24 protein-coding genes are annotated in these 21,050 nt (G+C 70.7%); 8 read left to right on the top strand and 16 right to left on the bottom strand.

Features of this window, described 5'->3' with window-relative positions; genetic code table 11:
• Positions 1–46: 46 nt before the first annotated feature.
• Entirely contained in the window at positions 47–1,375 is a 1,329-nt protein-coding gene (locus ODJ79_RS22250) for an NtaA/DmoA family FMN-dependent monooxygenase (RefSeq protein WP_263025462.1), read from the top strand.
• A 109-nt stretch (positions 1,376–1,484) separates the two neighbouring features.
• Here ODJ79_RS22250 and ODJ79_RS22245 read toward each other — a convergent pair whose 3' ends face one another.
• Both ODJ79_RS22245 and ODJ79_RS22240 read right to left on the bottom strand, forming a co-directional pair.
• Complete coding sequence (locus tag ODJ79_RS22245; protein WP_263025461.1) at positions 1,485–1,892, bottom strand: hypothetical protein; 408 nt, start codon at positions 1,890–1,892, stop codon at positions 1,485–1,487.
• A 144-nt stretch (positions 1,893–2,036) separates the two neighbouring features.
• On the bottom strand, positions 2,037–3,122 hold the full coding sequence (locus ODJ79_RS22240) for a glycoside hydrolase family 19 protein (RefSeq protein WP_263025460.1): 1,086 nt from the start codon (positions 3,120–3,122) through the stop codon (positions 2,037–2,039).
• A 204-nt stretch (positions 3,123–3,326) separates the two neighbouring features.
• Here ODJ79_RS22240 and ODJ79_RS22235 point away from each other — a divergent pair, with 204 nt between their 5' ends.
• Positions 3,327–4,547 carry an MFS transporter gene (locus ODJ79_RS22235; RefSeq protein WP_263025459.1) on the top strand — a complete coding sequence of 407 codons (1,221 nt, stop codon included), beginning with the start codon at positions 3,327–3,329 and terminating at the stop codon, positions 4,545–4,547.
• Between the two features lie 9 nt (positions 4,548–4,556).
• Positions 4,557–5,018: a phage tail protein gene (locus tag ODJ79_RS22230; protein ID WP_263025458.1), complete on the top strand. Its 462-nt coding sequence runs from the start codon at positions 4,557–4,559 to the stop codon at positions 5,016–5,018.
• Between the two features lie 36 nt (positions 5,019–5,054).
• Here the strand turns inward: ODJ79_RS22230 and ODJ79_RS22225 are convergent, their stop codons facing one another.
• The 3 genes from ODJ79_RS22225 to ODJ79_RS22215 all read right to left on the bottom strand — a co-directional run bounded on the left by ODJ79_RS22225 (position 5,055) and on the right by ODJ79_RS22215 (position 7,710).
• On the bottom strand, positions 5,055–5,243 hold the full coding sequence (locus ODJ79_RS22225) for a hypothetical protein (RefSeq protein ID WP_263025457.1): 189 nt from the start codon (positions 5,241–5,243) through the stop codon (positions 5,055–5,057).
• Positions 5,244–5,584: 341 nt separating this feature from the next.
• Positions 5,585–6,760: a transcriptional regulator gene (locus tag ODJ79_RS22220; protein ID WP_263025456.1), complete on the bottom strand. Its 1,176-nt coding sequence runs from the start codon at positions 6,758–6,760 to the stop codon at positions 5,585–5,587.
• Between the two features lie 41 nt (positions 6,761–6,801).
• On the bottom strand, positions 6,802–7,710 hold the full coding sequence (locus ODJ79_RS22215) for a LysR family transcriptional regulator (RefSeq protein ID WP_263025455.1): 909 nt from the start codon (positions 7,708–7,710) through the stop codon (positions 6,802–6,804).
• A gap of 174 nt (positions 7,711–7,884) precedes the next feature.
• Here ODJ79_RS22215 and ODJ79_RS22210 point away from each other — a divergent pair, with 174 nt between their 5' ends.
• Positions 7,885–8,607, top strand: a complete 723-nt coding sequence (locus ODJ79_RS22210) for an SDR family oxidoreductase (RefSeq protein WP_263025454.1) — start codon at positions 7,885–7,887, stop codon at positions 8,605–8,607.
• A gap of 22 nt (positions 8,608–8,629) precedes the next feature.
• Here the strand turns inward: ODJ79_RS22210 and ODJ79_RS22205 are convergent, their stop codons facing one another.
• Together ODJ79_RS22205 and ODJ79_RS22200 are read right to left on the bottom strand one after the other, a co-directional pair.
• The gene (locus ODJ79_RS22205) at positions 8,630–10,159 is read right to left on the bottom strand and encodes a polysaccharide deacetylase family protein (protein WP_263025477.1); all 1,530 of its coding nucleotides are present in this window, start codon (positions 10,157–10,159) and stop codon (positions 8,630–8,632) included.
• Between the two features lie 259 nt (positions 10,160–10,418).
• The gene (locus tag ODJ79_RS22200; RefSeq protein ID WP_263025453.1) at positions 10,419–11,096 is read right to left on the bottom strand and encodes an HAD family hydrolase; all 678 of its coding nucleotides are present in this window, start codon (positions 11,094–11,096) and stop codon (positions 10,419–10,421) included.
• A 199-nt stretch (positions 11,097–11,295) separates the two neighbouring features.
• Between ODJ79_RS22200 and ODJ79_RS22195 the strand changes: the two genes are divergently transcribed.
• The gene (locus ODJ79_RS22195) at positions 11,296–11,529 is read left to right on the top strand and encodes a YfbM family protein (RefSeq protein ID WP_263025452.1); all 234 of its coding nucleotides are present in this window, start codon (positions 11,296–11,298) and stop codon (positions 11,527–11,529) included.
• 130 nt (positions 11,530–11,659) lie between these two features.
• A complete protein-coding gene (locus ODJ79_RS22190; protein WP_263025451.1) occupies positions 11,660–12,241 on the top strand; it encodes a DUF4352 domain-containing protein in 582 nt (193 codons plus the stop codon).
• 6 nt (positions 12,242–12,247) lie between these two features.
• Here ODJ79_RS22190 and ODJ79_RS22185 read toward each other — a convergent pair whose 3' ends face one another.
• Both ODJ79_RS22185 and ODJ79_RS22180 read right to left on the bottom strand, forming a co-directional pair.
• Positions 12,248–13,231, bottom strand: coding sequence for a M15 family metallopeptidase (locus tag ODJ79_RS22185; protein ID WP_263025450.1), 984 nt, complete (start codon positions 13,229–13,231; stop codon positions 12,248–12,250).
• Positions 13,232–13,332: 101 nt separating this feature from the next.
• A complete protein-coding gene (locus ODJ79_RS22180; RefSeq protein ID WP_263025449.1) occupies positions 13,333–15,162 on the bottom strand; it encodes an arabinofuranosidase catalytic domain-containing protein in 1,830 nt (609 codons plus the stop codon).
• Positions 15,163–15,421: 259 nt separating this feature from the next.
• Here ODJ79_RS22180 and ODJ79_RS22175 point away from each other — a divergent pair, with 259 nt between their 5' ends.
• Complete coding sequence (locus ODJ79_RS22175) at positions 15,422–16,072, top strand: double zinc ribbon domain-containing protein (protein ID WP_263025448.1); 651 nt, start codon at positions 15,422–15,424, stop codon at positions 16,070–16,072.
• Between the two features lie 17 nt (positions 16,073–16,089).
• Here the strand turns inward: ODJ79_RS22175 and ODJ79_RS22170 are convergent, their stop codons facing one another.
• The 5 genes from ODJ79_RS22170 to ODJ79_RS22150 all read right to left on the bottom strand — a co-directional run bounded on the left by ODJ79_RS22170 (position 16,090) and on the right by ODJ79_RS22150 (position 19,136).
• Positions 16,090–16,311: a hypothetical protein gene (locus ODJ79_RS22170; RefSeq protein ID WP_263025447.1), complete on the bottom strand. Its 222-nt coding sequence runs from the start codon at positions 16,309–16,311 to the stop codon at positions 16,090–16,092.
• On the bottom strand, positions 16,308–16,820 hold the full coding sequence (locus ODJ79_RS22165; RefSeq protein WP_263025446.1) for an RNA polymerase sigma factor: 513 nt from the start codon (positions 16,818–16,820) through the stop codon (positions 16,308–16,310). Before ODJ79_RS22165 ends, ODJ79_RS22170 begins: the two co-directional genes overlap by 4 nt.
• A 352-nt stretch (positions 16,821–17,172) precedes the next feature.
• Positions 17,173–17,880 (bottom strand): alpha/beta fold hydrolase, encoded by a 708-nt coding sequence (locus tag ODJ79_RS22160; RefSeq protein ID WP_263025445.1) that lies wholly within the window; start codon positions 17,878–17,880, stop codon positions 17,173–17,175.
• On the bottom strand, positions 17,881–18,708 hold the full coding sequence (locus tag ODJ79_RS22155; RefSeq protein WP_263025444.1) for an SDR family oxidoreductase: 828 nt from the start codon (positions 18,706–18,708) through the stop codon (positions 17,881–17,883).
• Between the two features lie 5 nt (positions 18,709–18,713).
• The gene (locus ODJ79_RS22150) at positions 18,714–19,136 is read right to left on the bottom strand and encodes a TIGR03618 family F420-dependent PPOX class oxidoreductase (RefSeq protein ID WP_263025443.1); all 423 of its coding nucleotides are present in this window, start codon (positions 19,134–19,136) and stop codon (positions 18,714–18,716) included.
• Positions 19,137–19,176: 40 nt separating this feature from the next.
• Here ODJ79_RS22150 and ODJ79_RS22145 point away from each other — a divergent pair, with 40 nt between their 5' ends.
• Entirely contained in the window at positions 19,177–19,947 is a 771-nt protein-coding gene (locus tag ODJ79_RS22145) for a (2Fe-2S)-binding protein (RefSeq protein ID WP_263025442.1), read from the top strand.
• Here ODJ79_RS22145 and ODJ79_RS22140 read toward each other — a convergent pair.
• The gene (locus ODJ79_RS22140) at positions 19,937–20,743 is read right to left on the bottom strand and encodes a CbtA family protein (protein WP_263025441.1); all 807 of its coding nucleotides are present in this window, start codon (positions 20,741–20,743) and stop codon (positions 19,937–19,939) included. The two genes, ODJ79_RS22145 and ODJ79_RS22140, sit on opposite strands and share 11 nt — an antisense overlap.
• Positions 20,744–20,747: 4 nt before the next feature.
• Positions 20,748–20,963, bottom strand: a complete 216-nt coding sequence (locus ODJ79_RS22135) for a CbtB-domain containing protein (protein WP_263025440.1) — start codon at positions 20,961–20,963, stop codon at positions 20,748–20,750.
• Positions 20,964–21,050 lie beyond the last annotated feature (87 nt).

The raw sequence follows: 21,050 nt of genomic DNA, 5'->3' as shown, positions 1-21,050 counted from the left end.
GATCTCTCGTTGGACACCGCGAGCCGGCCACGCCGAGACTTCTGGCATGGCTACCAGCAGAAGACTGATACTCGGCGCCGTCCTGATGGGCGTCGGCGGACCGGGCCAGCACCACACCTGGCTCGACCCCGAGATCCCCGGCGACGCGAGCGTGGACATCCGCTGGTACATCGCCCGCGCCCAGCAGGCGGAGGCGGCCAGGTTCGACCACATCTTCATCGTGGACAGCCAGTACATCACCCCGGACTCGCCGAACCACTACCTGAACCGGCTCGAGCCGCTCACGCTGCTGTCCGCGGTCGCCGTGCACACCAGCCACATCGGGCTGGTCGGTACGCTCACCACCTCGTACAACGACCCGTTCAACGTCGCACGCCGGCTGGCCTCGCTCGACCTGATCAGCGGCGGCCGGGCCGGCTGGAACGTGGTGGCCACCGGCGACGGCGGGACGGCCGGCAACTACGGGCGGCAGGAGCACTACGACTACGCGACCCGATACGGCCGGGCCCTCGAGCACGTCCGCGTGGTGCAGGGACTCTGGGACTCGTACGAGGACGACGCCTTTCCGCGCGACCGGGAGCGCGGCGTCTTCTTCGACAAGACCAAGCAGCACGCCCTGAACCACGTCGGCGAGCACTTCTCGGTGGCCGGGCCGCTGAACATCCAGCGCTCGCCGCAGGGCCGGCCGGTCATCTTCCAGGCCGGCGACTCCGAGGAGGGCCGTGACCTGGGCGCCTCGATCGGCGACGCCATCTTCACGCACGCCGCGACGCTCGAGCAGGGCGTGGCCTTCCGTGACGACATGCGGGCCCGGGCTGCCGCGAAGGGCCGCGACCTGCTCATCGTGCCGGGAATCAGCCCGATCATCGCGGACACCGACGAACAGGCCCGGGAGAAGGAGCGGGCGCTGGTCGGCGGCAAGGACTTCGCCCGCGCGCTCAAGGAGCTCGGCCGCCCGTTCGGCTGGCACGACTTCACCCGGTACGACCTGGACGCGCCCTTCCCCGACCTGGGCGACGCCGGCGACCGCAGCTTCCGTACCCAGGCCGAGAAGATCAAGCGGCTCGCCCGGGAGAACAACTACACGCTGCGGCAGGTCGTCCAGCACTCGATCGACGCGCAACGCTCGCCGTTCACCGGCTCGGCGCGGACCGTGGCCGACGAGATCCAGCGCTGGTTCGAGGCGGGCGCCTTCGACGGCATCAACCTGACCGTCACCGCGCCCAGCGAGTTCGCCCGGTTCACCGACGAGGTGCTGCCGATCCTGCGCGAGCGGGGCATCGCCCGCACCTCCTACGAGGCGACCACGCTGCGCGGCAACCTCGGCCTGCCGATCCCGGAGAACGTGCACGCCCGCTCGGTTCTCGCGTCATGAGGCTCGGCCCCGACCTGGACGCGTCCGTCCGAGCGCTCGAACTGATCGCCAAAGAGATCGCGCCGGCCCTCGGCTGGTCGCCGGCGTAAGAGTGCCGCGCGGGCGGATCTCAGCGGCGGCGGCGGTGCCACAGGGTGCGCGCGTACAACAGCAGGTGTTGATCGATCCATCGCGTGCTGAGCACGGCGAGAGGCCGCGGGCGGCCCTGCCCGTCCGGCTCGGTGATCACCTGTATCGGATAGCCACCGATCGTGGCGGGCCGCACCGCCAGGCCGTCCGGGCCGGGTTCGGGCTCCGGAACGTCGTCGAAGGTGATCTCCTGCGCGATCTCCGGCGCCGTCGCGCGGACGGCCAGGACCTCGACCTCGCCGGCCGGGGTCACGGCGACCACGGCGGCGACCTCGACGTCGCCCAGCACGCCTCGCATCAGGGCCATCAGATGACCCGGCCGGCGTAGCCGTTCCCGCAGTTGCGGCCAGCTGCGCCGGTCCTCCTCCTCGAGGCCGATGGCCGACACCGACCCGCACACGGTCGTCCCGTCTCGATTGCCGCCTGTCCTGCATCAGCCTATGCCCGGCTGTTCGGTTCCGGTGCCATCCCCAGACCATCTGCGAGGAGGGTACGGCTGCTCGCCGTACCCTCCTCGCGGTTTTGGTCTTTGTCAGCAGGTCAGGTTGGCGCCGGTCGGGACGCCGAGGATGCCCGCGAAGCGGGTGTAGAGGTTGACGCGGTCCTGCATCTGCGCGGTGTTGCCGCCGTTGCACTCGATGCGGTTGATGGCTCGGATGGTGGTGCCGAAGCCCTGGCCGTTGACCATCGCGTTGTGCGAGGTGGTGCCGGCGTTGCCGGTGCCGGTCATCCAGTACCAGATGCCGGTCTCCCAGGAGATGGCCGCGTCGGTGGCGACCAGGTTGGGGTTGTTCAGCAGGTCGACGCCGAGGGCGTTGCCGGCCGCGTAGTAGTTGAAGTTCCAGCTCAGCTGGATCGGACCGCGACCGTGGTAGGCGGATTGGCCGGCCGGGCAGCCGTACGGCTGGGACCGGTCACAGTAGGTCGGCCAGTTCGCCTGGTTGATCTCGTCGATGTAGACCAGGCCGCCGGTCTCGTGGCCGACGTTGGCCAGGAACGCGGCCGCCTCCTGCTTGGCGACGGTGTCACCGCCGGTGGTCGCGAACGACGGGTACTTGGACAGCGCGGTGACCAGGCCCTGGTAGGTGTAGAAGCTGTTGCGGCCCGGGAACATCGAGTTGAACTGGGCCTCGCTCACCACGAAGCCGCCGGTGTTGCCGCCACCCCCGCCGCTGCCGGTGCAGCTGTACGGGGACCAGAACCAGGTGGAGATGGTCGGGTCGTAGCCCGGGTTGTCGTGCGTCGCCTGGTAGTAGAGGCCGTTGGTGTAGCGCACGATGGCGCCGGTGGTGTAGTTCTGCCCGGCCACCCAGTTGGGGTAGTTGCAGGTGCCGCCGCCGCCGCCTCCGCCGCCGCCGGAGCCGCCGCAGGCGCCGTTGTCGGTCCAGACGCCGGAGCCGCCGGTGGAGGGCGCCTCGTACTGCGTCCACCACTTGGCCGTCCAGTTGTGGCTGTTGTACGAGACGACCGCGCCGCCGGTGTAGACGCTGCTGTTGTTGTAGGCCGTCGCGCACGCGGCGGCGGCCTCGGACGCGGTGATCGGGAGCAGGGCGGCGGCCGCTCCGGCGATCGCGACGCCGATGGTGGCGGCGATCGCGATGAGGCGTTTTCTGGGCATGGGTCACCTTCCGTGCGTGGGGAAAGACGCACAGCACATGGGGGATTGTGGGCGGTCGTGGGGGCAATGCCCCGACCGTCCGATTGACATCGACTGAACCAGATGTCCCGGTAGCCGGTCAATATCTGTTAAGAAACTTCAGGATAATCGGGCAGCCGGGTAAATGCGTCGCGGGCGTGGCGGCCCGATCTGTACAGTCTTGCGGTGCTTCCCGTCGCAGAACGTGTGGTGCCGGCCCGGCTCGGTGGCCCGTTCCGCTGGTTGCTGGCCTCGTCCTGGACGACCAACCTCGGGGACGGCATCGAGATCGCGGCCGGCCCGCTGCTGGTCGCCTCGCTGACCACCGACCCATTTCTGATCTCGCTGGCCGCGCTGCTGCGCTGGCTGCCGCCGCTGCTGTTCGCCCTGTGGGCGGGGGTGCTCTCCGACCGGTACGACCGCCGGCGCATCGTGATGGTCGCCGACGGCAGCCGCGCGGTGGTGCTCGCCGTGCTGGTGGTGGCGCTGGCGGCCGGGCGCCTGCACGTGGCCGGGGCGCTGCTCGCGCTCGGTCTGCTGTCGACCGCCGAGGTGTTCGCCGACAACACCGCGGCCACGCTGACCCCGATGCTGGTGAACCGGGACGACCTGACCCTGGCCAACGCGCGGCTGCAGTTCGGCTTCCTGTCGCTCAACCAGCTGGCCGGGCCGCCGATCGGGGCCGCGCTGTTCGCCGCCGCCCACTCCTGGCCGTTCCTGACCCAGGCCGTGCTGGTCGCCGCGGGGGTGCTGCTGGTGTCGCGGGTACGCGCGCCCGCGCCGCGGGCCGCCGAGCGCACCAACGCCGTACGCGAGATCAGGGAAGGCTTCGCCTGGACCGTCCGGCACCCGGCCGTGCGTACCCTCGTCCTCACGATCTTGATCTTCAACGTGACCTTCGGCGCGGCCTGGTCCGTCCTGGTGCTGTACGCGACCGACCGGCTCGGGCTGGGCGCGGTCGGCTTCGGCCTGCTCACCACGGTGTCGGCGGTCGGCGGCCTGCTCGGCACCGGCCTGTACGGCTGGATCACCGCCCGGGTCAGCCTCGGCAACGTGATGCGGGCCGGCCTGATCGTCGAGACCCTCACCCACCTGGCGCTCGCCCTGACCACGTCGCCGGCGGTCGCACTGGTGATCTTCTTCGTGTTCGGCGCGCACGCCTTCATCTGGGGCACGACCTCGATCACCGTGCGGCAGCGCGCCGTGCCCGAGCATCTCCAGGGCCGGGTGACCAGCGTCAACACGATCTGCGTCTTCGGCGGCCTGGTGGTGGGCTCGGCGATCGGCGGCGCGCTGGCGACCCGCTTCGGCGTCACGGCGCCGTTCTGGTTCGCCTTCGCCGGCTCGGCCGTCTTCGTGGTCCTGCTCTGGCCCCAACTGACCCGGATCGCCCACGACGAGGGATAGGGTCGCACTATGTCGTATGCCGTGGACTTCGAGACCGTGTCGACCGCCGGCCTGGAGTCGTCGCCGGTCGCGGCCGCACTCGCCGGCCTGCGGGCGAACGAGGCCCGCTATTTCAAGAACAAGTACGACCACGTCTTCACGGTCGAGCCGGCGAGCGACGCCAAGTCGACCATCGACTGGGTGCACGGAATCCTCGACAAGGAGCGCGGTCTCGTCATCGCCTCGCCGCCGCTCGAGGCGACCGCGTTCCAGGTCGAGAACATCCGGATGGCGTACGTCTTCTACCAGAACGGCCTGTCGATCAACGTGATGTACACCGTCGACGACGGCGGAAAACGGGCGGTCGGCTTCAAGCTCTCCGACGGGATGGAGGTTCCGGAGGAGCTGGGGGCGTTCAAGTTCGCCCGGCAGAAGTCGAGGCTGGCCGGCACGATCCGCGGCTCATACTTCGTCATCAAGAACGAGTACTGATCCCCGCGGGCGTCTGATCTGCGTGGGCGGGGACTATCAGCCGCGCTTCTCTCGGCCTGACGAACCCTCGGGGCCGTTCGGCTGTCTGCTTTCCCTGGGATTCCGGGACAGCGGCGGCGCCGGGGCCAGGTAGCCCGGGCCGGAGCCGCTGTCGACCCAGATCAGGCGGTGACGATTCGCTGTCTGGGTCCGCTGCTCGTCGCGCCCGGCGTCGACCGCGTCCATGTTCCGCTCTTCCGAGGTCATTCCAGCCCGCGCCCCGCAGTGTTCCGGGTATGGCGTCGCAAGGATCCGCCGGATCGCGTCGCTGTGCGCGGCGGCATCCTGTCGGGCCGCTTCCTGCCGCGCCCGGACTGCCTTGACGCGGCGCCGCCAGACGAAGCGACGCCGGAGCGCGGCCGGTAGCTGCATTGCTGTCGCCTCCCCACGGAACCGGGTACGGCGGCGAGCCACGGGGTTCGAATACGCAGCCCGCCGCCGCTGACTCGATGGTCGCGCGGCGATCACCGTGTGTGGAGTAGGTGGCCGTCCGCCAACCGCGTCCGCCCGTCCGCAATCAGCGGACGCTACGACGCGGTGATCGCCGGCCGGTGCTCGTGCGCCAGCGCCAGCAGATCGGCAGCCTCAGGCGCGCCCGACCCCACCACGCCGCCGACCACCTCGGCCGCGCGCCACCAATTCGACGACACGACCCGGCCTGACAGGATCGCCTCGCGGGCCTCAGCCGCAGCCTCGTCAGCTTTGCCGGCAGACAGCAGCGCCAGACCGAGATCGAGCTGCGCCGAAGCCACGCGCCGCGGGCGGGCGCCGTCGCGGCGCAGCTCCTTGATCACCTCCTGGGCGACGGAGACGGCGGCCGGATCACCAACCCACGCCAGGGTGGTGGCGGCGTAGGAATGAGCCTTCGCCGGGTCGTATTGGTAGTGATGCTCGGGATGCTCGGGCCGGTCCAGGTGTTCGGCGAGCTGCTCCACCCGATTCAGGGCCTCGCCCGTCTGGGCACTGTCACCGAGCCGCGCCCACGCCCGGCCCTCCTGAGCCGTCGCCTGGATGTAGACCGAGCTACCGGCGGGCGCCACCGCCTGAGCCTGCTGGGACAAGTCGAGAGCACGCCGGTACTCGCCGGCGGTGAGGACCTGCCATGCGCGGGTCTCCAGGCACCAGGCGGCGATCTCACGGTGTCCGGTCTGCTCGGCAAGCGTGGCGGCGGCGTCCAGATGCGCGGCGGCGGCCGTGGCCTGGGTCAGGTCGATGTGCAAGGTGGCGCGCAGCAGCGAGAGCCAGCCACCGATGATCAGCAGCCGGCGGCCCTGGTCGAGGGTCTTGCGCGCATCGAGAAGCCGGTCGACGTAGCCGAGGTACTTCCGGACGCGGAGCAGCAGTTCCTCCGGCGGCGTGGTGGCGTACAGCATCGCCATCGAGTTGGCGGCTCGCTCCAGTTCGTTGAGGGTTTCCGCGCTCACGTCCGACGCGGTGACGCGGCGGACCAGCTCGATCGCCTCGATCCCAGCGTCCAAACCGTCGTCGCCCACCGAGAGGATCTCCCGGAACCGGCGGCCAGTCCCGAACGCACGGTCGAGCCTGGCGGCAACCTCGGCGTTGGCGGGCTTTTTGCCCTTGACCAGTTCCTCGAGATAGCTGCTGCTGTAGTTGGCCAGCCGGGCAAGTTCGCGGTAGCTGAGGCCACGCTCGGTCTTGAAGTGGAGAAGCTCGGCGGCGAATCGTGCCCCTTGATTGGTCATGGCCCATCCCTGCTAGCGGTCAGGGGCGGCGGGCCGGCCCGCTAGGACCGGGCGCCACACACGACGGTACCGTCTCGATCCGCGCTGATCCCCGCGGCCGTTGGCGAACCGGCCGCCTGGGTGGCGGCGCGGACCAGGGCGGCCACCGCGGGTGACGTGCTCTGCGGCGGCCACGCGATCACCGTCGTCACCGGTGGGGCGTCCGGGACCGGGACGGCGGTCAGGCCGGCGCCCAGCTGGCTACGGCACGACTCGGGCAGGATCGCGGTGGCCCGGCCCAGCGCGACCAGCTGCAACAACTGCGTGTGATCTCGTACGGCCGGGCCCGGCCCCGCCGGATAGCCGCCGTCCCGGCGCGGCCAGCGCGGCGGCGGCAAGCCGGCGATCGCGGTGGCCTCGGCCAGCGGCAGCGAGCCGCGCGAACCGAGCGGATGGCCGGCCGGGAGCACCGCTACCTGGCCCTCGGTGCGCAGCTCCTCGTAGTCCAAACCGGTGACCGTGTCGAACGGCCGGTGCAGCAGGGCCACGTCGGCGCGACCGTCGCGCAGCAGGTGCTCCTGCTCGGCGATCCCGCACAGCAGCACCTCCACCTCGGCGGCGGCGGGCTCCGACGCGTACGCGTCAAGGATTTTGGCGAGCAGCTCGCCGGCCGCGCCCGCCTTGGTGACCAGGACGATGCCCGGTTTTCTCGCGCCGGCCCGGCGCGTGCGGCGGTCGGCGGCCGCCAGCGCGTCGAGCGCCGCCCGGCCCTCGGTCAGCAGCACCGAACCGGCCTCGGTCAGCGCGACCGCGCGGCTGGAGCGTTCCAGGAGCGTGACACCGAGCCGCCGCTCGAGCCGCTGGATCGCCCGGGACAGCGGCGGCTGCGCCATGCCGAGCCGGTCCGCCGCCCGGCCGAAGTGCAGCTCCTCGGCGACCGCCACGAAGTATTCGAGCTCCCGCGACTCCACGCCGCAACGATACCCGGCGGGTATCGACGGGCGTGGAAGACTCTATGCCGCGTCGACGCACGCCGGGTTTCGGCGGGCACGGAAGGGCTCTACGCCGCGTCGATACCCGGCGGGTATCGCTGGGCACCGAAACGGTGTTGGCGGGGCGCCGGGCCGTGCGGACAGGATCGATGCATGAGTTCATCGACGATCGCGCTGGTCACCGGCGCGAACAAGGGCATCGGGTACGAGATCGCCGCCGGGCTGGGCGCGCTCGGCTGGCGCGTCGGGGTCGGCGCCCGGGACGCGGCCCGCCGGGACGAGGCGGTGGCGAAGCTGCGGGCGGCCGGGGCCGACGCGTTCGCCGTCCCGCTCGACGTGACCGACGACGACAGCGTGCGGGCCGCCGCCCGGCTGTTCGAAGTGGACCACGGCCGGCTGGACGTCCTGGTCAACAACGCGGGCATCACCGGCGGCATGCCCCAGGACCCGATCGGCGCCGACCTCGACACGGTCCGGCGAGCGGTCGAGACCAACGTCATCGGCGTCATCCGGGTCACCAACGCGATGCTGCCGCTGCTGCGCCGCTCGGCGTCGCCCCGGATCGTCAACATGTCCAGCCGGGTCGGATCGCTCACGCTGCAGAGCGGCGGCGGCGAGACCGGGCCGATCTCGGTGGCCTACGCGCCGTCGAAATCCTTTCTCAACGCGGTGACCATTCAGTACGCCAAGCAACTGGCCGACACCAACATCCTGGTCAACGCCGCCTGCCCCGGCTACACCGCCACGGACCTTAACGGGTTCCGCGGGGTGCGCACGCCGCAGCAGGGCGCCGCGATCGCGATCGCCCTGGCCCAGCTCCCGGACGGGGGCCCGACCGGCACCTTCACCGACGACGAGGGCGTCATCCCCTGGTAGGAGGCGCCGCGGAGGAGGCGCCTCAGAGGGCGACGAAGTGCAGACCGCGGCTCTTCAACTGGGGCAGCACAACCTTGAGTGCGTTGTAGGTCTGGGACCGGTCGCCGCCGCCGTCGTGACAGAGCAGGATCTGACCGGGTCGCGCGGTCAGCAAGGTGTGCTCGATCTTGCCGACGCCGGGCCGGGCCCAATCCTTCGGATCATTGGTCCAGTCCAGCGGCAGCAGACCGGCCGCTGCGGTCTGCTGCAGCACGGTCGGCGACCAGGCACCGCCGGGGGAGCGGAAGAGCTTCGGTGCCTGCCCGGTGGTGTCATGGATCTTCTCCTGGGCGCGGAGGATCTCTTGGTGTACGACGTCGCCGGTCTTCTTCTGCAGCGACGTGGGGTGGCTCCAGGTGTGGTTCGCGAGCTGGTGTCCCGCAGCGGTCACCATCTTGGCGATGTTCTCGTGACCCAGCACCTGGTTGCCGATCATGCAGAACATTGCGGGTACGTGGTGCTGGTCCAGCAGCTGCAGGATCTTCGGTGTCCAGATCGGGTGCGGTCCGTCGTCGATGGTCAGCGCGACCGCGTTGGCCGGGAACGGGCCGGCGCCGGTCGCCTTCCGATACTCCGCCAGCGTGAAGATCGGCTTCCGCTGCACCGGGACCGGCGGCGTGGTGACGTGCGTGGTCTCGGGCGCGCGCGACCTGGTGGTGGTCACCGCGGTCGGGTTGGCCGGTCGGACCGCGGAGCCGGCCGCGTTCGGCTGACGGCCGGCCCGCTGCGCGGTGATGCCGCCGACGATCGCCGCCGCGGCCACGCCTGCGCCCGCGAGCAGCAAACGGCGGCGGCCGAACTGGAGGCGGCCGGGGTGTGTCGCCGGTGCCGCCTCGCGTGCCGGTGCCGCCTCGCGCGCTGGTGCCGCCTCGCGTGCCGGTGCCGCCTCGCGTGCCGGTGCCGCCTCGCGCGCCGGCGCGGGCGCCGCGGGGGGCAACGCGACGGTGCGCTCCTCCGGCAGTGAGGCACGCGCGGCCGGGATCGCGACGGTGGGATCGGCGAGCGTCGGCTCCTCCGACTGCGACGCAGGGGCGGCCGGGATCGCGACGGTGGGATCGGCGAGCGTCGGCTCCTCCGACTGCGACGCAGGGGCGGCCGGGATCGCGACGGTGGCATCGGCGAGCGCCGGCTCTGCCGTCGGCGCGGGCGGTGAGGCCTTCGAATCGGTCGCCTCCGGCGGGGTCGGCAGCGCCGTGGTCGCCTCGTCCGGGTCCGGCATGGCGGGGATGGGCAGCGTCGGCTCCGCGCTGGTCGGCGCGTCGTCTCCCGGCGTTACCTCCGCCGCCTGCTTGGAAGACGCGATGGTCGCCTCGCCGTCGTCCGTCGCCGCGCCAAGGCCGGGCAGCTTGGCGGTGGTGTCGTCGTCCGCGGCCGGTTGCTCGGCCGGCGCCCCAGGTGTTCCGGGCAGCTTTACCGTGGGTTCGTCCGGAGTCACCGTCTCGGCCGCATCCGCGGCGGGCTGCGCGGGAAGCGCCACGGTCACCTCGTCGGTCCGGTCACCCTTGTCCGGCATTGCCACCGCACGTTCCTCCCCGTGTCGTCACCTGGGGTTCGTCGCCGTCGGACCGCCGCCGCGGTCAACGGTGTGGCCCCAGGTCGGCCGTTGGCCGTGATTCCGGCAAATCGATTGCCTTCGCCAGCGGAGAAGGCTAACACCGCGGGGCAAATCCCCTCAGCCGGTATCGAGAGCGACCAATCCGGTCGCGGTCGCTCGCCAGGGGATCCGGCCGGTGGTTCGCGGCGGGCAGCCGTCACGTCCGTACGGAATCCGTTCACCGAGGACGGTCGGTGCGCCGATCAAGTGCGGCCAGGACCTCGTCCAGGGACAGCTCGGCGGCGCTCGCCAACAGAAGATCGGCGGCGGCGAAGCGGGCGTGGTCGGCATGCGGGTTCGGCACGGCCACGCAGCGCAGGCCGGCCGTGTGCGCCGCCGTCACGCCGTGCGCGGCGTCCTCGAACGCGACCGCGTCCTGCGCCCGCAGCCCGAGCCGGTCCAGCGCCAGCAGATAGACCGCCGGATCCGGCTTGTGCGCGGCCACCTCATCGCCGGTCGCCAGCACCTCGAACCGCTCACGCAGTCCCGCCTGATCCAACATCGCGCCCACGTGGGAAATCGGGGAACTGCTCGACACCGCCAGCCGAAGTCCCAGCTCCGCGGCCCGGTCCAGCCAGTCGACGATGCCCGGCGCGGGGTCGAGCGCCGCATTCAGTTCCGCCCGGTAGGCCATCCGGAGCGTGTGGCTGGAGCCACGGTCGTAGGCCGGTCCCACCGCTGCCGCCAGCTCCAGGTATCGCGGCTCGTTCGCGTCGCCGCCGTGGTCGGCGAAGAAGCCGGCCGGGTCGAGTTCGAGACCATGCCGGCGCCACTCCCAGCGCCAACTCTCCAGCAGCGTGCTCTCCGTATCCATCAGCAGACCGTCGAAGTCAAAGATCAACGCCTTGATCGTCACGGCGACCAGTATCCCGGCTATCCTCCAGCGGACACGCCCGCGACGTGGGCGACACAGGGGAGCGATGTGTCATGAGCGTGCTGGGTGACCTCATTCGGCTGTCCACATCGCGACGAGCGGACATTCAAGCCGAGCCGTCCAGCGCTTACGACGAGGTGACGAGATTCGGGCCACCCGAGCGGCTCGAGCTGGACTGGGAGTGGCGGCCCTTCCGCATGCTGTTCGACCCGAGGTCGCCGTGCGCCTGGAGCAGACATCGTTCGCGAGCCTCACGCCTTTTCTGCCCGCCGTATTGGTCGAATGGAAAGCCATCCGGATCGATCGTGACTTTCCGTCGTACCGAACCCGGCTGGCGGGCCGATATGAGGAGCTCACCAGCTTCTACCGGGTGGCAGCACGAGACAACGAGTGCACGATCTTCTGGGCGGCGTGAGGCAGACCCCGCGGCCCGGCATGTCCGATCAGGCGGAGGGCGCCGCTGATCACCCGAAAGCGGTGGCCCGGTCCGGCCCGCTGACCGACAGTTGAGGGAGCGAGTCCGGCCGGCCCCATGGAGTGGCCCGATGTCGTACGAACCTCGACCGCAACGCCGCCCCCCACTGAAACCGCTGTATGCCGGCCTGCTCGGGCTCGGTGCGATCGTCGTGCTGCTGGTAGCCGGCGTCGCAGTCGAGCGGTTCACCGCCAAGGAGCCGGCGGCCGCCACGACCACGCCGACCAAATCCGCCCAAACCGCCCAGGCGACGCCGGGGGTCGGCGCCGCGGTGCGCGACGGGAAGTTCGAGTTCGTCGTCTCCCAGGTCGACTGCTCGCACACCACGCTCGGCCAGGAGCACCTCAAGCGCACCGCCAAGGGCAAGTTCTGCATCGTCAGCCTGTCGGCGCGCAACATCGCCGACGGGGCGCAGTTCTTCCTGAGCTATGCGCAGAAGGGGTTCGACGCGGCCGGCACCGAGTACGGCGTCGACGAGATCGCCGACCTCTACGTCAACCGGGACACCAGGACGTTCCTGGACCGGGTCGCCCCCGGCGAGCGGGTGGCCGGCAAGATCGTCTTCGACGTGCCGAAGACGGTCACGCTGACCACCCTGGAGCTGCACGACTCGCTGCTCTCCGGGGGCGTGCGGGTCAGAACGGCCCGGTGACCGGCGTCAGCCGCCGGTGATCGACCAGTGCCAGGGCTCCGACGGCAGGTTCTGGTAGCCGTACCTGGCCGCGTGGGCAGCCAGCCACTTGTAGCCGGGACTGGCGTGGTTCGGGATCGTCTTGCCGCCGTACGTCATGTCCACGGCCAGCCCGATCTCGTGCAGCGAGCGTCCCGGAATCGCGGTCGGCACCTTGCAGGACGACGCGGGCGCCGTCCAGATGTCCGGGCAGCCGTTGGTGACCCGCAGCTTGATCTGCTGGTCCCGGGTGCGGAAGCCGCCGCCGGAGAGCGCCACGCCGTCCTTGGCGGCATCGTCGATCATGTGCTTGAAGGCGTACGCGACGGTCCGGTTGACGGTGATCCCGTGGACCTGGGTGGTGTCGGTGGTCTTGAAGGCCGCCCGGGTGTCGGTGACGACCTGGGCGGCGAGCTCGGCGGCCTGCCCGGCCGGGCGCGCGTTGTAGCCGTCCGTAGCGGTCTTCAGCTCGGCGTTGCGCACCGCCGCGGCGGCGGCTTGCCAGGCGTCGTTGGCCGCGACCAGCTTCACGGTGGCATTGCGCAGGCCGGTCTCCGCGGTGCGCAGCGTGACCACCGACTTGCCGAGCTGCGTGCGCCGCTGCACCACGGTCGCGTTCAGCCGGCGGCGCTCGGCCTTGGTCTTCGCCTTCTTCCGGATCGCGACGGCCGTCGCGTACGCCTTCTTGGCCTTGACGTTGGTGGCGGTCGCCGCGGTGAGGCCGGCCAGCGCCTTGCTCTGCGCGGCGGTCGTCTGCTGGACGGCGACCTTCCGGACGGTGGCCGTCTGCCGGAGGCTCGGCAGCGCGGCGCGCAGCCGGACGACCTCGTCCATCGGGCTGAGCGCCTTCCACATCAGCGACGACCAGGTCTTCGCCGCGGCCGGCTGGGCAGCTTCCGCCGGTTGCGCCGCAACCGCGATGATCGGAGTCGTGGCCAGCACGGCGGCCATGACGGCTGGGTACTTCCGCAAGCGATCCTCCCCAGGACGTGGCGGAGGCCCGCACCGGGCGGGCGCGGGCCTCGTCGACGCCAAACCGATCGGCGACCGGCGTGGGGAATGAAGCGGTACGGTCAGCTCAGGGCGAACTTCTGGGCATTGCTACCGTTGCAGTCATAGATCTGCAACCGAGTGCCGTTGGCCGTGTTGCCGCTCGGCGAGTCGAGGCAGCGGCCGGACTGCGGGTTGAGCAGTGACCCGTCGGCCTGCTGCTGCCAGTTCTGGCCGCCGACGCCGTTGCAGTCCCAGAGCTCGACCTGGGTGCCGTTGGCGGTGCCGTTGCCGTTGATGTCGAGGCAGCGGCCGAGCGTCCGCAGGGCGCCGTTGCTCTGCCGTACCCAGTGCTGGTCGATCGCGTAGGACTGGCAGTCCCACAGCTGCACCGCGGCACCGTTGCCGCCGGTGTCGTCGGCCGCCACGTCGATGCACTTGCTGCCGGGCCCGACCGCCGGTCCGCCGCCGTTGACCGCGAACTTCTGCGCCGCGGAGCCGTTGCAGTCGTAGATCTGCAGCCGGGTGCCGTTGCCGGTGTTGCCGCTCGGCGAGTCGAGGCAGCGGCCGGACTGCGGGTTGCGCAGCGATCCGTCGGCCTGCTGGATCCACTTCTGGCCGCCGACGCCGTTGCAGTCCCAGAGCTCCACCTGGGTGCCGTTGGCCGTGCCGTTGCCGTTGATGTCGAGGCAGCGGCCGAGGGTGCGCAGCGAGTTGTCGGCGTAGTGCGTCCAGTGCTGGTCCGAGGCGTACGACTGGCAGTCCCACAACTGCACGGGGGCGAGGTTGACGCCGGTGTCGTTCGCGGCCACGTCGACGCACTTGCCGCCGGGGCCGATGACCGTGCCGGACGGGCCGTTCGGGACGTTGGTCTGCCCGGCATAGCCGACCGAGACGACGTTCGCCTGGACCGCGTCCTCGGCCGCGTCGGTCGGGTAGCCCGACACCATCGCGCCCTCGAACCAGGTGCCCATGTTGCGGTTGCTGTTGTCGCCGCCGATGCCCAGGATGATGCCGCCCTCCTGGTGCATCGGGCGGTAGCCGGACTTGTCGGTCGGCAGCGAGCCGTTCCACCACGTGCTCAGGCCACCCGACTGCGAGTTTCCACCCTTGATCGCGTACGTGGTCTGCCCGTTGTTCTTGAGCACCGCCGTGACGTAGGTCGACTTGTTGCCGGCGTTGGCGGTGTTCGAGCCGTTCCCGCCCTGGAACATGCCGTTCTCCATGTCCGCCTCGACCCATGGTCCGGAGCCGTTGCAGGGCTGGAAGTAGCAGGTGGTGGCGATGCTGACGGCGTCCATGTGGCCGTTGCCGGTGTCGTACGGCGTCGACTCCGCGTTGCCGTAGTCGAAGCAGCAGTCCGAGCCGACGTGGGTGCCGCTGGCCACCATGTAGACGCCCTCGGGCTGGCCGTTGACCGCGACGCCCGAGGCGACGCCCGTGTAGCGGTAGCCGATGCCGGGGGAGACCCAGATCCCGTACGCCTTGTGGCCGCCCGCGGTCACCGCGATCTGGCTCGCGTCGGCGCCGCGGTCGCCGCTGCCGGCCCCGCCGTCGGGCGCGACCGACAGGTCGCTGTGCCGGCTGGTCTGGTCGTAGATCTTGGTGATCCGGCAGGTCGTGCCGTTGCAGAAGGCGTCGTGGTCGCCGGCGTTGACGTAGCCGCCGGCCGCGAGCAGCCCGACGTTGTGGGTCGCGCCGTCGGAGGCGCGGGTGAGCTGGTAGAGCGCCCCGCCGTAGGACGCGAAGAGGGCGCGCACGGTGCTGTGCGCGGCGACGCAGGGGGTACCGGCGGACGCGTAGATGTCGCAGGGGAGAGAGGTGGCCGCCTGTGCCGTGCCGGCCTGGCCGAAGAGCAGGCCGATCACCAGCAGCAGGGCGGCGCCGAGGGCGGGGAGACGGAATCTGGGCATGGGGAGTTGCTCCTCATCGGGGAACGGAGCGCTGAGGAGTCTGCGGTGGCCGGCCGGGCAGACATCGAACTAGTTAACTGTGTTGAAAGTTAACCCCGATGGTCGATTGAGTCAATATTTGAATTCCGGTGTTCGGATCTGTTCGAAACACCATCGGCAAAGCGTTTAACTATGAGGCCCGGCCCCCCGTCGATAAAGTCGCATCACTTGGGTACCGTCTGCACCCGGGCGAGATCCTTGGGGGGCAAGCAACATGGGCATGGTCGGCTTCACGGACAACTACCAGGACCGGTCGACGCACGAGGGTTACCAGTTCGAGTTCTACTGCGAGCGCTGTGGCAACGGCTACACGTCGTCGTTCAAGCGCTCGGCGATGAACTTCGGCGGCAAGCTGCTGCGGATGGGCGGCGACCTGATCGGCGGCGAGTGGGGCCGCAAGGCCTCCGAGCTGGGCTGGGACGCCAACTGGATGCGCGACGGCACCCGCGGCCCGGCCTGGGACAAGGCGCTGCAGAGCGCAGTCGAGGAGATCCGGCCCAACTTCAACCAGTGCCACCGCTGCGGCCAGTGGGTCTGCCACCAGGTCTGCTGGAACGACGAGCGCGGCGTCTGCACGAACTGCGCGCCCAAGCTCGACCAGGAGATCGCCGGCATCCAGGCGCGGGCCCAGGTCGAACAGCTCAACGACAAGATCCGTACGGTCGACTGGACCGAGGGCACGAACTACGGCACGACCGCCGTGGGCCGCTGCCCGTCCTGCTCGAACGAGACCGGCGGCGGCAAGTACTGCCAGCACTGCGGCACCCCGCTCGCGGCCGCGCCGGAGGCGAAGCGCTTCTGCGGCCAGTGCGGCACGCAGGTGAACGCCAACGCCATGTTCTGCACCGGCTGCGGCTCCTCAACCGCCTGAGCGGGCCGTTCTCGCCGCTACCGGTCGATCTCCCAGCGCCCGCAGGGAATCGGCCTGGACGCGGCGGGGCCGTCCCGGGTCGGCGGGTCTTCGTACTCCCGCGCCGTGGTTATCTTGATGGTTGCCAGCGCGGCATCGATGTCGAGAATCCGGTCGAGCGTGAAAAGGGCGCCCGCGTCGGCTGCGAGCAGGCGAGCGTCCAGGGCCGCGTAGTCATCAGGAGAATCCTGCAGATTCAATTCGCCCCTTCCTTGGCGACTCGGTACGCGTTCAGTTTTCGCCTCAACTGGTGTCGGGCGTGTCGTAGGTGCGACCGGACCGTCGCTTCCGACTTGCCGAGACGAGTAGCGATCTCCCGCACTTCGAATCCGTCGTAATACCATGCCATGGCGCGGCGCTGTTGGTACGGCAGGCTGCGGATGAGACTGAGGACGACCCGTTGCTCCTCGTCGAACTCCGTGAGGTCGACGTCGGTCTGCCCCCGGTCCGCGCACCAGCCTCCGCGCACGGCTTTGAACGATGCGGACCGGGCACGTTCTGCCGCGGCGATGAAGTTTCGCTCGGCTACGAGCCGCACCCACGCTTCCGGGTGGTCGATCTCGTGCCATTTGAGATAGGCGCTCGCCATCGCCTCTTGCACACTGTCCTCCGCTTCCTCCCGGCTCGCCCCAATCTTGATCAAGAACAAGACGATGCGTGCAGCGGATCGACGGAAGAACTCGTCAAACCCGTCCGGGCCCAAGACCATACGTTCGGAGCTCCTTTCGCTATCCCATAGAGGGAAAGCGATCCGGAAACGTGCAAAGTCCGCAAGGCCGACTTTTTGTGCCGATGAGCTTGCACAGCCGGGTCCGGTGACCGCACTTCTGGACATGAACAGGCATGCGGCACCTCGCCGGGTGACCCCTGACCGGCAACCGGCCCGGTCGAGGAGGCGCGTCCCGCGGCCGCGCAGTGTCATCGCGGTGGCCAACGGTTGTCTCGCCGCTGTCGGCGCGCTCTACGGCACGACCCGATCAGTGCCGGTCGTGATCATCGGATCGTGCCTTGCCGCCCTGACGGTGGCGCTGTATCTGCTGGTCGCCGCGAGATCGCGACCCTCAACCACGCGGCTCCAGCAAGGTCAGGCACCGCTCCGGGCTCTCCACGTGCGCGTTGTGCCCCAGCCCCGCCAGCGTGACCACCGGTACGCCCAGGGCCGCCAGCTGTGCGTCGGTGTTCATCGGGTCGTGCTCGCCGCGCGCCAGCGTGACCGGCCCCGACGAGCCGGACACCAGCGCGGCCATGGCCGGCGCGCCCACCGCGAAGGCCCCCGGGTCGAGGGCGAGCCGCCACCGGCCGTCCTCCTCCCGGACGCCGCTCAGCGCCGCCGGGTCGTCCTCGGCGACGAGACCCGACAGCCCGGACACCTTCAGATGCCGGGCGACGGCCTCCTCGCGCGAGGCGAACCACGTCACCGGCCGCGAGGCCAGCGCCGCAGCCCGGTGCAGCTCCTCGTCCGTCCAGGCGACCTTGATGCCGAGCCCGACGACCGCCGCCACCGGGCATCGCGCGGCCAGCTCCAGCGCCACCACCCCGCCGAGCGAGTGCCCCACCACGACCGTCTGCCCATCCGCCGGGACGAGCGGGCGCAGCGCCTCGGCCATCGCCTCGAACGTGTAGGACGGCAGCGCCGCCGCCACGCCGTGGCCGGGCAGGTCCGGTGCCACCCACTGCCCCGGCCAGTGCTTCTCCAACTGCGGCCGCCACCCGGACCAGACCTCGCCGGTGGCACCCAGCCCGTGCAGCAACAGCACCCGGGCGGCCACCTACGCGCCGCCCTGGGCCTCGATCGAGATCGGCTGCCACTCCCGCCACTCGGCGAGCCGGGACTCGTAGTCGGCGGTCGCGATCGCCAGCGGCGCCGCGCCGAAGAACACCCGCAGCGGCGGGTTCTCGGCGTCCACGATCTTCAGGATGGCCGAACGGGTCGCCACCGGGTCGCCGGGGCTCGCGACCCGCCGGCGGCGGCCCTCCGCCGCCACCTCACGGACCTTCTCGTACGCCGGGGACGCCGTCGCGTGCCGGGCGGACGAGCCACCCCAGTCGGTGCTGTACGCGCCCGGCTCGACCAGTGTCACCTTGATGCCGAACAGCGCGACCTCCTGCGCCAGCGCCTGGCTGATGCCCTCGAGCGCCCACTTGGACCCGTTGTAGATGCCGATGTTCGGGAAGGCCGAGACGCCGCCGATCGAGGACACCTGGATGATGTTGCCGCCGCCGCTGTCCCGCAGGTAGGGCAGCGCGCCCTGGGTGACCCACAGCGCCCCGAAGACGTTCGTCTCGAACTGGGCGCGGGCCTCCTCCTCGCTGATCTCCTCGATCATGCCGAACTGGCCGTAGCCGGCGTTGTTCACGACCACGTCGAGACGGCCGAAGCGCTCGTACGCCCGGGCCAGCGCGCTCAGCACGGCCGGCCGGTCGGTGACGTCCAGCGCGATCGGCAGCACGTTGTCGCCGTGGCGGGCGGCTAGGTCGTCGAGGGACGAGACGTCGCGCGCGGTCGCCGCCACGCGGTCGCCCCGCTCGAGCGCGGCCTCGGCCCACTCCCGGCCGAAACCGCGCGAGGTGCCGGTGATGAACCAGGTCCTGGCCAAATGACTCAACTCCCGTAGATCCGGGTCGGTGTGATGAGCACGGCCGTCCGGCGCTGCGCCAGCATCGTCCGGTCGTACTCGTCCCAGTTGTCGTGGGTGCCGCCGGCCGCCGTGAAGATCTCGCGCAGCAGCAGGCGCAGGCCCTCCGCGTCGACGCCGGGCGACGGATCGTCCGGGCCGATCAGGGAGGCGCGTCCCTCGACGGTCGCGTAGCGCCAGCCACTGTGGAAGGCGACGCTGAGTTGCGGGCGGGCCCGGAGGTTGGCGAGCTTCACCGCCCCGTACGTCACGAAGGCCAGCCGGTCGCCGACGATGCCGGTGTTGACCAGCGAGGACTGGATGGTCTGGTCGGCGCGCAGAGTGGAGACGATGGCCAGGCCGGTGTCCTGGCGGCTCAACTCCCACGCCGCGGTCAATGTCAAACCCACCCCCAAAGCCTAGAGGTATCCCGGTCGTAAGGTGGACACCGTGCGCGACGCGGGGCCGGTGCTGAGCAGGACGGCCGAGTTGGGGCCCTATTTCGCCTGGGAGCCGTGGGACGGCGACACCACGACGTGGCGGCCGTTCGCCGACCTGCTCGACGTCGACGTGGTGGTCGAGCGGGTCGGGATCGCGCGGCGGACGCTGACCGCGATGACCGGTCTCGGTGCGGACGAGGTCGGCGAGCGCGAGGTCGCCTCGATCACCTTTCTCGGCTGGGCGTCGCGGCTGGTCTCGCCGCTGCTCGGGGCGGTCGCGACCGGCGCGGCGTTGCCGCTTCCGCAGATCGGGCAGCTGCGGTGGCGCGCGGTTTCCGGCGGCCCGCTTCCCCTTGCGTACGCGCAGATGGGTCTTTTGGATGTCGCGGGGTGGACCGGCGCCGCGGTCGCCGAGGCCGTCGGCGGTCTGCCCGTGGTCGCGCCGATGGTGGCGGTGTTCGCCCGCCGCTTCCACCTGCCGGACCATCTGCTGTGGGGGAACGTGGCGTCGGCGCTGGGCGGCGCGGCCGGGATGATCGCCGACGCCGCGCCGGAGCACGCGGGACGGGCCGCCGAGGTGGTCGCGGAGCTGCTGAAACGGCCGCCGCTGGCCGGGACGGCCGAGCTGGAACGGCCCGACCCGCGGCGCGACCACTGGTTCCTGGTGCGCCGCAACTGCTGCCTGTACTACCGGATTCCCGGCGGCGGGACGTGCGGCGACTGCGTGCTGACGCCGGCCGAGGTCCGGCGTCAGCAGTGGCAGCGGGTGCTCAGCCGTTGACCAGCGCGGGCGCCGGGCGGGCCGGGGCGCCCGCGAGCAGGCGCTCGGCCATCGGCGCGAAGACCAGCCCGATCGTGGCCCACAGCACCAGCTGCGCCCCGATCGCGTAGAACCGGAAGTGGAACAGCACGTCGGCCGGGAAGCCCGGGAACACGATCGTGCCGCTCGCGTCGGTGAGCGGCTGCGGCGTCTCGGCGACCCGCGGCAGCACCAGCATGACGATCGCGGTCGCCGCGATGAACACGCCGCCCGCGATCAGCGTCGCGTTCCAGGTGCCGAAGCGTGCCTGCAGCCGCTTGCCCAGCCACACCGTCAACACCAGCAACAGGATCGACCCGACGACCATCAGCAGGTAGTAGGAGCTGCGCTGCTGGATGGTGTCCGCGTCGCCGATCGCCGGCGGGTTCGCCGGGTACTTGACGAACGGCACCAGATAGATGCCGAGAAAACCACCGCCGGCCACGAGCAGGGCCAGCGTGCGGGGCCGCACCCGGCCGGTGCGTCCAAGACAGATCGCGTACGCGACCGCGAAGAGCGCACCCATCGCCACCCCGAACAGGATCAGGCCCACGCCGATGCCGACATTGCCCTGCACGGCCCGGGAGAACACCTCGCCGTGCTCGTGCGGCACGATGCCGGCGGCCGAGTTCAGCGCCTCCTGGGCGTGGTCCCGGCCGTCCTCGTAGTCGATCGCCTGCTGGATCTGCGGCTCCGCGAAGATGCGGGCGAACACGAACGCGAGCAGCCCGCCGATGGCGCCGGCCAGCATGCCGCGCCAGATGATTCGTTTCTCCATGGGCTCAGTGGCAGGGGAAGCCGAGGAAGTGGCGAGCGTCGTGCACGAACTCGTGGACGTGCGTGTCGCTGCCGAACACCGAGACCGCGCCCTGGTCCACGCCGATGAAGTAGTACAGCGCGATCGCGAACAGGGCGGCGCCGGCCAGCCAGAACACGGCCCGGGAACCGGGAATGACCAGCGGGGTGGCCGCGGTGGTGGAATGCGGCATAGAGCTCATGAAGGCCTCCTTGGGGATCGTGCGTCCCTCGTACGGATGGGGCATGGGCGGCGGGTGAGTATCTGACTTCCGGCGGGCTGCCGGCTC

Source organism: Actinoplanes sp. KI2, from assembly GCF_025630775.1.
GTDB lineage: Bacteria > Actinomycetota > Actinomycetes > Mycobacteriales > Micromonosporaceae > Actinoplanes.
Note: the sequence above shows the minus strand (reverse complement) of the source record. Positions and strands in the feature narration are given on the sequence as shown.